An 11,590-nucleotide genomic window follows, 5' to 3' on the forward strand; every position below is an offset into this window, starting at 1 on the left:
TCTTGGTTCCCTTTCGGATTTCTGCTGACTTACTGCCGGAGCAGCCACCTGAGCTGCCTCGGACAACTATGGACTACGGAAGCCGGATCACCTGGGCGGCGTAGACGAGCCCCGCCCCGAATCCGATGATCAGCGCGAGGTCCCCGCTGTGTGCCTCGCCGTTCTCGCGCATCGCGGTGATCGCGAGCGGGATCGACGCCGCGGACGTGTTGCCCTGGCGTTCGATGTCCCGTGCGACCCGGACGTGCTCGGGCAGTTTGAGCGCCCGGCGCATCGCGTCGGTGATCCGCATGTTCGCCTGGTGCGGCACGAACAGGTCGAGCTGCTCGGCCTTCACACCGGCCACGTCCAGCGCCTGCTGCGCGGTCTTGGCCATCTCGAACGACGCCCAGCGGAACACCGGGTTGCCGTCCATCGTGAGGTGCGGCCAGTTGTAGCTGCCGAACACTTCCTGCCAGGACTCCTTCTGGCTGATCACCTCGTGCTGGGTCCCGTCCGAGCCCCAGACGACCGGCCCGATCCCCGGCTCGTCGGACGGTCCAACCACCGCGGCGCCGGCACCGTCGGCGAAGATGAACGCCGTACTGCGGTCCGTGCGGTCGGTGATGTCGCTGAGCCGCTCGACGCCGATCGCGAGCACGTACTTCGCGCTGCCGCCGCGGACCAGGTCGTTGGCCATCGCGACGCCGTAGCAGAAGCCGGCGCAGGCGGCGGAGATGTCGAACGCCGCCGCGGTCGGGGCGCCGACGCCGACGGCGACCTGGGTCGCGATCGCCGGCGTCTGGTACAGGTGCGTGACGGTCGCGACGATCACGCAGCCGATGTCGGCCGGGTCGACGCCGGACTCCGCGATCGCGTCCTTGGCCGCGCTCACCGCCATCGCCAGTACGGTCTCGTCGTCGCTCGCCCAGCGGCGTTCCTTGATCCCGGAGCGGGTCTGGATCCACTCGTCGCTGGAGTCGATCTGCTCGAGGATCTCGGCGTTCGGTACGACGCGCCGCGGCCGGTACGACCCGATCCCGAGGATTCCGGCGTACTGCGCGCCTGTCGACGCGGTGATCACGACGAGCTCCCGGCGGGGTGCAGGCGGAGCAGCGGCTGGCCGGGGGCGACCGGGTCGCCTTCCTCGGCGAGCCACTCGACCACGATGCCGCCGTGCGGCGCGGTCACGTCGACCTTGTCGCGCAGGCTCGCCACCGTCGCCACCACTTCGCCGGCCTCGACCGTGTCGCCGGTCTCCCGGCGGGTCTGCTCCGAGCGGGTGAAGGTGCCCTTGATCGGGGCGACCAGCAGCCGCCAGGTGGGGGAGGCGTCGATCTCGGACGGGCTGCCGTGCTTCTCGACGAACGCGCGGGCGTCGTCGAGCTGGTCCGGCGTCTTCAGCGCGAACGTCTCGACACCCTTGAGCGCACGCCGGGCGATCCCGGTCAGCGTGCCCGCGGGCGGCAGCTCCAGGATGCCGGTGACCTCGAGGTCGGACATGGTCTGCATGCAGAGGTCCCAGCGCACCGGTGCGTTCACCTGGGTGACGAGCCGCTGCAGGACATCCCGGCCGTCGTGCACGACGTGGCCGTCCCGGTTCGAGATCAGCCGGGTCCGCGGGTCGTGGGTGCTGACCGCGGTCGCGTACTTCGCCAGCGTCTGGACCGCGGGCTCCATGTGCTTGGTGTGGAACGCGCCGGCCACCGACAGCGGGATCAGCCGGGCCTTCGCCGGCGGGTCCGCGGCCAGCGCGGCCAGTTCGTCGACGGTGCCGGCGGCAACGATCTGGCCGGGGCCGTTGTCGTTCGCCGGGGTCAGGCCGTGCTCGGCGAGCTTGGCCAGGACCTCGTCCCGGTCGCCGCCCAGGACCGCGGTCATCGAGGTCGGGGTGAGCGCGGCCGCGGCGGCCATCGCCTTGCCGCGCTCGCGGACCAGCACCATCGCCTGCTCGGCGGTCAGTACGCCGGTCCCGGCCGCGGCGGCGAGCTCGCCGACACTGTGCCCGGCGACCGCGCCGACCTTGGTGAACGCGTCGCCCGGGTGCGGGAACACCGCCAGCGCGGCCAGCATGCCGGACGCGACCAGCAGCGGCTGCGCGATCGCGGTGTCCCGGATCGTGTCCGCGTCGGCTTCGGTGCCGTAGTGGGCGAGGTCGAGACCGGCGACCGCGGAGAGCCAGTGCAGCCGGCTCTCGAACACGGGATCCGCCAGCCACGGCTCGAGGAATCCTGGGGTCTGGGCACCCTGACCGGGCGCGACGATGACGAGCACGAGAACACTCTCCCTCAGCCGGGCCCCCTCGGAGCCGCGCGGCGAGCACGAATTCTACCGGCCCGGTTTTGTGGAGATCCTACAAACCGGGGGTGTTCGCCTCGGGAGTGAGCAGGCGGCCCAAGGTCAGTGCGACACGCAACGTGAAACTGTCGCGGGGATTCAGCGGGTTGTAGCCCGTGATGTCCGCCACACGCTTCAGCCGGTACCGGACGGTGTTGGCGTGCACGAACAGCGCCCGGGCCGTCGCCTCGATCGAGCCGCCTGAGTCCAGGTACGCCGAGACCGTGTCGAGGAGCGCCCCGTCGCCCGCGGTGAGCGGGGCGTACACCTCGTTCGCGAGCTGCCGGCGGGCGTGGCCGTCTCCGGAGAGTGACCGTTCCGGGAGCAGTTCGTCGGCGTACACGGGTCGGGGCGCCCCCGGCCAGGCGGCCACCGCGCGGAGTCCGGCGACCGCGGCGCGGGCCGAGGTGACGGCCGCCATCAGGTCCTTCACGACCGGCCCGACGACGATCGGCCCGGGTCCGAACCAGCGGGCCAGCTTTTGTACGATCTCCACAGGTTTGCCCGTACCACCGAGTACCACCACCAGCCGGTCGCCCTGGACCGCGCACAGTGCGTCAGCACCGGCCTCGCGGGCCGCGTGCCGGACCATGTCCACGACGTTCGAGCTGCCGGCGGGCGGGGGAGTCTCGGCGGCGGGCGCCCGTCCGACCACCACGGCGACCTCGGCGGACCCCGTCGTACCGATGCGGCCGGTCCAGCCGAGGGCGGAGGCACGGGAGCGGACCGACTCGTCGGTCTCGCCGCGGATCACCGAGTCGACCAGCAGCGCCTCCAGCCGGGCGTCCCAGGCGCCGCGCATCTCGGCGGCCTGCGCGTACACGGTGGCGGCGGCGAACGCGACCTCGCGGGCGTACCGCTGGATCGCCTCGTGCACGATCGGTACGTCGGCCGGCGGCAGCAGCGTGCCGATCGTGATCTCGATGGTCTCGATCGTGGTGCGGACCAGGTCGACGGTCTGGTGCAGCGAGATCACCCGGGTGAACTCGCGCGGCGCGGACCCGAAGATCCGGGTCGGCATCGACGAGTGCGCCTCCGGGTCCCGGAACCAGTCGACGAACGCGGAGATCCCGGACTGTGCGACCAGCCCGATCCAGGACCGGTCCTGCGCCGACAGCTTGCCGAACCACGGCAGCTTGGCCTCCATCGCCGCCATCGCGGCAGTCGCCAGCGCCCCGGTCGCCGCCTGCAGCCGGTCGGCGCGCGCCCGATGCCCGTCTCTCGCCACGCCCCGACACTAACGCCCCGCCCGCGTTTGAGTGGTTCACCACTGAAGTTGCCGGTTCCCCAGTCGCATGCGCGTGGCGAAGGGGCGGGCTTGCGGGTTCACCTCTCAAATGGCGGAAGATGGAGTGCATGACGGACAAGGCGGGTGTCGACGACGCTGTCGCGGCGTTGCGGGCGATCGGGTACTACCTCGAGCGGGACCGGCAGCCGACGCATCGGGTGAAGGCGTACCGGCGGGCCGCGGACACGATCGCGGCGCTGCCGGCCACCGAGGTGCGGGCGCGGCGCCGGGCCGGGACGCTGACCGAGCTGCCCGGGATCGGCCCGAAGACCGAGGCCGTGATCGTCGAGGCGATGGACGGCGCGACCCCGTCGTACCTGGTCAAGCTGGAGGAGGCGGCCGGTGAGCTGACCACCGCGGGTCAGCGGATGCGGGCCGCGCTGAAGGCCGATCTGCACCTGCACTCGGAGTGGTCCGACGGCGGCAGCCCGATCGAGGAGATGGCCCGTACGGCGCACCGCCTCGGGCACTCGTACGTCGCGCTCACCGACCACTCGCCGCGGCTCACCGTCGCCAACGGGCTGTCCCGCGAACGCCGCCTGCAGCAGCTCGAGGTCGTTGCCGAGCTCAACAAGAAGCTGCAGGACGAGCTGGACGGGTTCACGATCCTGAACGGCATCGAGGTCGACATCAACGAGGACGGCACGCTGGACTGCGACTCGGAGATCCTGGCCCGGCTGGACGTCGTGGTGGCGAGCGTGCACTCGAAGCTCCGGATGGCGTCCGAGCCGATGACCGAGCGGATGGTCCGGGCGATCGCGAACCCGCACGTCGACGTGCTCGGGCACTGCACCGGCCGGCTGATCACCGGCGCCCGCGGTACCCGGCCGGAGTCGGAGTTCGACGCCGAGGTGGTGTTCGAGGCCTGCCGCCAGTTCGGGACCGCAGTGGAGATCAACTCCCGCCCCGAACGCCTGGACCCGCCGAAACGCCTGCTGGCGATGGCGGTCGAGACGGGCTGCCTGTTCTCGATCGACACCGACGCGCACGCGCCGGGGCAACTCGACTGGCAGGTCTACGGCTGCGAACGCGCCGAGGACTGCGACGTCACGCCGGAGCGAGTCATCAACACCTGGGACTCCGAGACCCTGCTCGACTGGACCAACAGCTAGGTGCGTCATGAGCGATGTGGTCATCCACCAGGCACGGCTCTACGATCTCGCGGCGGGGATCGTGTTCCTCGGGCAACGGCCCAAGGTGTACGACCGGATCGTCCGGCACAGCCGGGCGCGACCGGGCGAGCGGGTGCTCGACCTCGGCACCGGTACGGCGTACCTCGCGCGCCGGCTGGCCGCCGCGGTCGGACCCGGTGGCCGGGTGACCGGGATCGACCCGAGTACGACGATGGTGCGGTTCGCGGAGCGGCGGCTGCCGGGCGACGCGGAGGTCCGGGTCGCCCGTGCCCAGGAGTTGCCGTTCGACGACGGGTCGTTCGACCTCGTCGTGTCGTGCCTGGCGTTCCATCACATCGCGCCGGCGGACCGGCCGCGGGCGCTGGCCGAGGCGCATCGGGTGCTGGCGACGGACGGGCGGCTGATGCTGGCCGATCTCCGTCCGCCCCGGAATCCAGTGGTCAAGACGGTGTTCCACCACGGCCTCGAGGCGAACCCGGTCGACGACGACCAGATCGCTGCCGCCGGTTTCGAGCTGATCGAACGGGCCGAGAGCTGGCCGTTGCTCCAGCTGATGCTCGCGCGCCGCGCCTAGCGTCGTACTCTCGTTGCGTTGTCGTGCGGCGGAAGGGGCGGCTGTGAGTGATCTTGAGAAGGACCCGGCGGAAGTGGTTGGCACGGGTGAGTGTGACGGTCCCGCGCTGGAGCTGCTCGAGGCCCGCGAGGTGGTGCTGGGACGGACCACGAAGGTACGGCGGCTGCTGCCGAACAAGGACCGCCGGATGGTCGGCGCGTGGTGCTTCGTCGACCACTACGGGCCGGACGACCTGACCCGGCGGGTCGACTCGTACGACGTACCGGGGGAGCGCGGGATGCATGTCCCGCCGCATCCGCACGCGAGTCTGCAGACGGTGAGCTGGCTGTTCGAGGGCGAGATCGAGCACCGCGACAGCGTCGGCTCGCACGCGTTCGTCCGCCCCGGTGAGCTGAACATCATGACCGCCGGGAACGGGATCGCGCACTCGGAGGTGTCGACGCCGGACGCGCCGCCGATGCTGCACGGCGCGCAGTTGTGGGTCGCGTTGCCGGACAGCGTCCGTACGACGACCCCGCCCGCGTTCGACGCGTACGCCGACCTGCCGGAGCTGGACCTCGACGGCGCCCACGTGATCGTGATGATCGGCACCGTCGCCGGCGTCACCTCGCCCGCACCGGCGTACACCCCGCTGGTCGGCGCCGACATCACGGTCGAACCCGGCCGCACGGTGTCCGTGCCGCTGACTCCGTCGAACGAGTACGCCGTCCTGGTCGTCGACGGCTCGCTGACGGTCGGGGAACTCGCTCCGGGGTTCGGCGAGATGACCTACCTCGGCTCCGGCCGGGACGCGATCGAACTGGTTGCCTCCGACAACGGCACGCGCTTCCTGCTGCTCGGCGGCGAGCCCTTCGAGGAAGAGCTGGTGATGTGGTGGAACTTCATTGGCCGCACCCACGAGGACATCGTCGCCGCCCGGAACGCCTGGCAGGCGGCCATCACGACCGGCGATCCGCGCTTCCCGATGGTGCCGGGGTACGACGGCGATCCGCTGCCCGCTCCGCCGCTGCCCGCAACCACGCTCAAACCGCGACCGCGGGCACGCTGACCCGGCGCCGGTAGTACGCCCAGGTGACGAGCAGGAGCGCCGGGCCCCAGAGGTTCAGCGGGCTGTAGCAGCTGAGCATGAGGACCTTCCACGGCGTGCTGCTGAACGGGATGAAGTGGTCGGTGTAGGCGTCGCGGAAACCGTACGTCCAGATCGCGATCAGGCTGAGCGCGCCGAGCGTGGCCGGCAGGATCGCGGCGTACGGATGGACGCGGCGGCCGCCGATGAACGGGATCCAGCGCGGCGCGACCTCGCCCCACCGGCTGACCATGCCGAGCGCGGTCAGCGCGACCAGCTCGGAGAAGATCGACAGACAGACGATGTAGACCTTGGTGCCGAGGCCGCCGGCGTACGCGGGCTGGCCGCTGTCGTCCAGCATGCCCATCGACGAGCCGAACACCAGGCCGAGCCGCCACAGCCCGGACGGCAGCGTGAGGAACGGGATCGCGTGGGCGAGGACGTAGGCCCAGCGGGGGACGGGACGCTCTGTTGTACTCACGCTCCGAGCATCCGGCCTACGCCGCCCCGCCGCCTCACCCGCCAGAGTGAAGCGGCTCCCTCCGCGGACCGATTCCGTGCTCGAGGACGTCGAACGCGCGGTCGATGACAGCGAGCTGATCACGGCGTACCTCGTCGACGTCCGCGCCCGCGACGATCCGGACGACCGCGGTCCGGAAGATTGTGCTGAGCGTCGCGGCCAGCAGGTTCCCGGTCAGCCGGGCGCCGAACTCGTCGCCGGTCTCCTCGGTCAGGAGGCCTGTCAGCAGGTCGGCGACCTCGTGCTCCTGCTCGATGCTGCGGCTGACGAGGGCGGGGCTGGACTGCAGCACGACCCAGAAACCCCGGACGCCCTCGATTGCGCCGGACAGCGGATGGCCGGCCGCGAGCAGTTCGTGCTGGTACCGGCGCAAGGCGTCCTGCACCGGCTCGCCGGCGGGGCGGTCACGGACGACCGCCTCGAGTTCACGGAGGCGGTCCGCGTGCCGGTCGAGGAACAGGTCCTCCTTGCGCGGAAAGTAGTTGAAGACGGTCATCTTCGAGACGCCGGCAGCCTCGGCGATCTCGGCGACCGTCACCGCGTCGAACCCGCGCAGCGCGAACAGCCCGGTGGCGATGTCCGCGATCATCCGCCGGGTGGCCTGCTTCTTGCGTTCGCGCAGTCCTGGCTGGGGCATGGTGAGAATTATACTGGACCAAATTTTGTACTCGGTCTACTATTTGTCGCATGGACAACGACGTGGTGATCTCCGGGGGCGGGCCGGTCGGCCTGATGCTGGCCTGCGAACTCCGGCTGGCCGGGCTGGACGTGCTGGTGGTGGAGCGGTTGACGGAGATCGATCCGACGATCAAGGCGGGGTCGATCAATGTGCCGACCGCGGAGGCGTTCTACCGGCGCGGGATGCTGCCGGGGCTGCAGGAGGTGCAGCGGCAGGCGTTCGAGCAGATGAAGGCGTTCCGGGGTGGGAAGGGGCCGAGCGGGCCGCCGCCGGCCGGGCACTTCGCCGGGATCATGGTCAGCTCCGCCGAGGTCGACTTCGAGGACCCGGCGTTCCGGGACGCGGGTCCGGCGAGGTCGATCTTCGCCGTCGGCCAGCAGGCGGTCGAGGCGGCACTCGGTGCGCGCGCGGCCGAGCTGGGCGTGGAGATCCGCCGCGGGGTCGAGGTCACCGGCTTCGAGGACGACGGCAACGGCGTCACGGTCCACCTGAGCGACGCCCGCCCGGCCGGCGGGATTGTCGACGAGGTGACGGTGCGGGCGGCCTGGCTGGTCGGGTGTGACGGCGGGCGGAGTCTGGTGCGGAAGCTGGGTGGGTTCGACTTCCCGGGGACGGATCCGGAGATCACCGGGCGGCAGGCGATCGTGGAGCTCGAAGGGGCGGAGGGGCTCAAGAGCAGCTGGAACCACACGCCGACGGGTGTCTACGCCCACGGGCCGGTGCCCGGGCGGGTGCTGACGGTCGAGTTCGACGGACCGCCCGAGGATCGCGACGCACCGATCACCGCCGAGGAGATCCAGGGAAGTCTGCGGCGCGTCACCGGTGTCGAGGTCACGGTCACCGCGGTGCACAGTGCGACCAGGTTCACCGACAACGCGCGCCAGGTCACGTCGTACCGGAAGGGTCGGGTGCTGCTCGCGGGGGACGCGGCGCATGTGCATTCGCCGTTCGGCGGTCAGGGGCTGAACCTCGGGATCGGCGACGCGGTCAACCTCGGCTGGAAGCTCGCGGCGACCGTTCGGGGCACCGCGCCGGAGGGACTGCTCGACACCTACACGACCGAGCGGCACCCGGTCGGCGCGTGGGTGCTGGACTGGACACGGGCGCAGATCGCCTTGATGCGGACGGATTTCCGGAGCGCGGCGCTGCGCGACGTCGTCACGGATCTGCTGCGGTCGGCGAGCGGGTCGACGTACCTGGCGAAGAAGCTGTCGGGAGTGCTGCACCGGTACCCGATCGAGGGTGACCATGAGCTGGTGGGATCCGGGGCGCCGGACTTCGAGTTCTCCGACGGCACGCGGCTCGGCGAGCACCTGCTCGACGGGAAGGCGCTGCTGCTGGACCTCGCCGACTCCTCGGCACTCCGCGACCTCGCCGGCGATCGGGTCCGCGTCCTGACCACCAAGTACGCCGGCGAACTCACCGGCGTACTGATCCGCCCGGACGGCTACGTCGCGTGGGCGTCGGACGCCAACACCACAACCGGCCTCGACGAATCCCTCAAGACCTGGATCGGCTAACTCTGGGCCTCGGTGTGGCGGCGGATCCACGGGGCGAACCCGTAGACGACGAACGCGACCACGATCGTCACGACCGCCAGCCCACCGAAGTACGCCGTGTCCGACGCGCCTTGCGTCGCCTGCACCAGTTGGGCCGTGATGGCCTGGCCGGCCGCGGGGGCGAGGAACCAGAGGGCCATCATCTGGCTCAGGAACGCCTGCGGGGCGAGCCGGGTGGTGGCCGCCAGGCCGACGGGGGAGAGGAACAGCTCGCCGAGGGTCTGGATCACGTACACCCCGACCAGCCACAACGGTGACGCAAGGTTGCGGCCGGCCACCGATGACGCGAGCGACATCACCGCGAACGACACACCGGCCAGCAGCAGCCCGGTCGCGAACTTCTGGCCGATCGACGGCCCACGGTCGCCGAGCTTGATCCAGATCACCGCGAACACCGGCGCCAGCACGATGATCGAGAACGGGTTCACCGACTGGAAGAACTCCGGCGAGATCTCCGCGCCGAACAGCTTCAACTGGGTACGGTCGGCCGCGAACGACGTCAGCGTGGTCGCCGCCTGCTCGAACAGCATGAAGAACAGCATCGCCGCGATGAACAGCGGGATGTACGCGCGGACCCGCTGCCGCTCGACCGGTGTCACCAGCGGGCTCCGCAGCAGCATCACGAAGTACGCGATCGGGGCCAGGAAGCACAGGTACGAGATCGCGTCGACGACCGGTTTCGGGCCGATGCCGCCGGACCGCCAGGCCGACCACGCGAACACCAGACCGAGCAGCGCGAGCACGGCGACCGACACCTTGACCATCCCGGGCCGGTCCGCGGCGGTCAGCGGGTTCGGCGGGGTGTCGCCGCGCCCGTGCAGCGTCCGGCGGCCGAGCAGGTAGGCGACCAAAGCCAGCGTCATCCCGACCGCGGCGGCCGCGAACGCGACGTGGAACCCGAACTCGCGGCGCAGGAACCCGACCACGAACGGCGCCGAGAACGACCCGATGTTGATCCCCATGTAGAAGATCGAGAACGCCGAGTCGCGGCGCGGATCGCCCTGCTCGTACAACGTGCCGACCATCGTGGACACGTTCGGCTTCAGCAGACCGGTGCCGAGGGCAACCAGCGCGATCCCGGCGTACGCCGGACCCGTGGACGGCAGCGCCAGGCACAGGTGGCCGGCGACGATCACGCTGCCGCCGTACAGCACCGTGCGGCGGGCGCCGAAGACGCGGTCGGCGAACCAGCCGCCGAGCACCGAGAGCAGGTAGACCGAGGCGCCGTAGATCGACACCACGGCCTGGCCGAGCGACTGCCCGAGTCCGAGGCCGTGCGCCTTGTCGGTGAGGTACAGCAGCAGGATCGCGCGCATCCCGTAGTAGCTGAACCGCTCCCACAGTTCGGTGGTGAACAGGGTCATCAACCCGCGCGGATGCCCGAAGAAGGACTTCTCCCCGGCCTGTTGCGTTTCGGACATGATCGACTACTCCCCGTGAGATCGGACTGCAGGTCCGACCGTAGCAACCGGGAACGTCAGATCGTGGCGTACACCCCGTCCAACTCCAGCTCGTCGGTCCGGTGGCAGCGCGGCACGGTCGCCGGCTCCACCTGCGCGCACAGGTCCACGGCGTACCGGCAGCGCGGCTGGAAGCGGCAGCCGGTGAACGTCTGGTCGGGGATGGCGATCTCGCCGGCCGGGAGTACATCGTCGCGTCGTCGCAGGCGGGGGTCGGGGCGGGGGACCGAGCGGAGCAGCGCCTCGGTGTACGGGTGCCGGGGGCGCTCGAACAGGTCCTCGGTCTCGGCTTCCTCGACGATCCGGCCCAGGTACATGACCGCTACCCGGTTGCAGAGGTGCTGGATGACCGACAGGTCGTGGGAGATGAAGACGTACGTCAGGCCGAGTTCGTCCTGGAGGTCTTCCAGGAGGTTGAGGATCTGGCTGCGGACGGAGACGTCGAGGGCGCTGACCGCCTCGTCCGCGACGACGAGCCGCGGTTCGGTGACGAGTGCCCGGGCGATCCCGATCCGCTGGCGCTCGCCGCCGGAGAAGGCGTGCGGGTAGCGGCGCATCAGCTCGGGGCGCAGGCCGCAGCGTCGGAGGGCCTCGCCGACCCGGTCCTTCACCTCGCTGCCGGTTGCCAGATTGTTGACAATCAGCGGTTCGGCGACGATCTGCTGGACAGTCATCCGCGGGTTGAGCGAGGAGTTGGGGTCCTGGAAGACGGTACGGATCTCGGTCCGGAGCGGCCGGAGCTCCGCGCGCGACAGTCCGGCCAGGTCGACCTCGGTGCCGTCCGCACGCCGGTACACAAGCCGCCCCGCGGTCGGCTTGTGCGCGCGCAGGATGCACCGTCCGAGCGTGGTCTTCCCACACCCCGACTCCCCGACCAGCCCGAGCGTCTCACCCCGCCGTACGACGAGATCGACGTCGTCGACCGCGTGCACCGTCGCCCGGTTCCGCCGCCCGAACAACCCGCTCCCACCACTGAACCGCATCGTCAAACCCTC

General features: G+C 70.7%; 11 protein-coding genes. 4 read left to right on the top strand and 7 right to left on the bottom strand.

What is annotated here, in order from left to right; translation table 11 throughout:
* Window positions 1-73 precede the first annotated feature (73 nt).
* The 3 genes from ACFV9C_RS25830 to ACFV9C_RS25840 form a co-directional block, all read right to left on the bottom strand.
* Window positions 74-1,063 carry a beta-ketoacyl-ACP synthase III gene (locus ACFV9C_RS25830; protein WP_380197504.1) on the bottom strand — a complete coding sequence of 330 codons (990 nt, stop codon included), beginning with the start codon at window positions 1,061-1,063 and terminating at the stop codon, window positions 74-76.
* Complete coding sequence (locus ACFV9C_RS25835) at window positions 1,060-2,253, bottom strand: acyltransferase domain-containing protein (protein WP_380197506.1); 1,194 nt, start codon at window positions 2,251-2,253, stop codon at window positions 1,060-1,062. Before ACFV9C_RS25835 ends, ACFV9C_RS25830 begins: the two co-directional genes overlap by 4 nt.
* A 79-nt stretch (window positions 2,254-2,332) precedes the next feature.
* Complete coding sequence (locus tag ACFV9C_RS25840; RefSeq protein ID WP_380197508.1) at window positions 2,333-3,544, bottom strand: PucR family transcriptional regulator; 1,212 nt, start codon at window positions 3,542-3,544, stop codon at window positions 2,333-2,335.
* A 128-nt stretch (window positions 3,545-3,672) separates the two neighbouring features.
* Between ACFV9C_RS25840 and ACFV9C_RS25845 the strand changes: the two genes are divergently transcribed.
* Genes ACFV9C_RS25845 through ACFV9C_RS25855 form a run of 3 tightly spaced genes read left to right on the top strand, consistent with a single transcriptional unit; the run spans window position 3,673 to window position 6,359 of the window.
* Window positions 3,673-4,716: a PHP domain-containing protein gene (locus tag ACFV9C_RS25845; protein ID WP_380197509.1), complete on the top strand. Its 1,044-nt coding sequence runs from the start codon at window positions 3,673-3,675 to the stop codon at window positions 4,714-4,716.
* 7 nt (window positions 4,717-4,723) lie between these two features.
* On the top strand, window positions 4,724-5,311 hold the full coding sequence (locus ACFV9C_RS25850; protein WP_380197511.1) for a class I SAM-dependent methyltransferase: 588 nt from the start codon (window positions 4,724-4,726) through the stop codon (window positions 5,309-5,311).
* Window positions 5,312-5,354: 43 nt separating this feature from the next.
* Complete coding sequence (locus tag ACFV9C_RS25855) at window positions 5,355-6,359, top strand: pirin family protein (protein WP_380197513.1); 1,005 nt, start codon at window positions 5,355-5,357, stop codon at window positions 6,357-6,359.
* Here ACFV9C_RS25855 and ACFV9C_RS25860 read toward each other — a convergent pair.
* Complete coding sequence (locus ACFV9C_RS25860) at window positions 6,334-6,858, bottom strand: hypothetical protein (protein ID WP_380197515.1); 525 nt, start codon at window positions 6,856-6,858, stop codon at window positions 6,334-6,336. The two genes, ACFV9C_RS25855 and ACFV9C_RS25860, sit on opposite strands and share 26 nt — an antisense overlap.
* Before the next feature lie 34 nt (window positions 6,859-6,892).
* Window positions 6,893-7,534, bottom strand: a complete 642-nt coding sequence (locus tag ACFV9C_RS25865; protein WP_380197517.1) for a TetR family transcriptional regulator — start codon at window positions 7,532-7,534, stop codon at window positions 6,893-6,895.
* Window positions 7,535-7,584: 50 nt separating this feature from the next.
* Between ACFV9C_RS25865 and ACFV9C_RS25870 the strand changes: the two genes are divergently transcribed.
* Window positions 7,585-9,096 carry an FAD-dependent monooxygenase gene (locus ACFV9C_RS25870; RefSeq protein WP_380197519.1) on the top strand — a complete coding sequence of 504 codons (1,512 nt, stop codon included), beginning with the start codon at window positions 7,585-7,587 and terminating at the stop codon, window positions 9,094-9,096.
* On the opposite strand, the gene ACFV9C_RS25875 is transcribed toward ACFV9C_RS25870, so the two are convergent.
* A complete protein-coding gene (locus tag ACFV9C_RS25875; RefSeq protein ID WP_380197521.1) occupies window positions 9,093-10,556 on the bottom strand; it encodes a peptide MFS transporter in 1,464 nt (487 codons plus the stop codon). The two genes, ACFV9C_RS25870 and ACFV9C_RS25875, sit on opposite strands and share 4 nt — an antisense overlap.
* Before the next feature lie 56 nt (window positions 10,557-10,612).
* The gene (locus ACFV9C_RS25880) at window positions 10,613-11,578 is read right to left on the bottom strand and encodes an ABC transporter ATP-binding protein (RefSeq protein WP_380197523.1); all 966 of its coding nucleotides are present in this window, start codon (window positions 11,576-11,578) and stop codon (window positions 10,613-10,615) included.
* Between the last annotated feature and the right edge of the window lie 12 nt (window positions 11,579-11,590).

Source organism: Kribbella sp. NPDC059898 (assembly GCF_042730855.1).
GTDB lineage: Bacteria > Actinomycetota > Actinomycetes > Propionibacteriales > Kribbellaceae > Kribbella.

What these genes read in the sequence shown, in the direction of transcription:
- ACFV9C_RS25845 (WP_380197509.1), top strand. Translation starts at nt 3,673, where the DNA reads ATGACGGACAAGGCGGGTGTCGACGACGCTGTCGCGGCGTTGCGGGCG.
- ACFV9C_RS25850 (WP_380197511.1), top strand. Translation starts at nt 4,724, where the DNA reads ATGAGCGATGTGGTCATCCACCAGGCACGGCTCTACGATCTCGCGGCG.
- ACFV9C_RS25865 (WP_380197517.1), bottom strand. Translation starts at nt 7,534, where the DNA reads ATGCCCCAGCCAGGACTGCGCGAACGCAAGAAGCAGGCCACCCGGCGG.
- ACFV9C_RS25870 (WP_380197519.1), top strand. Translation starts at nt 7,585, where the DNA reads ATGGACAACGACGTGGTGATCTCCGGGGGCGGGCCGGTCGGCCTGATG.
- ACFV9C_RS25875 (WP_380197521.1), bottom strand. Translation starts at nt 10,556, where the DNA reads ATGTCCGAAACGCAACAGGCCGGGGAGAAGTCCTTCTTCGGGCATCCG.
- ACFV9C_RS25880 (WP_380197523.1), bottom strand. Translation starts at nt 11,578, where the DNA reads ATGCGGTTCAGTGGTGGGAGCGGGTTGTTCGGGCGGCGGAACCGGGCG.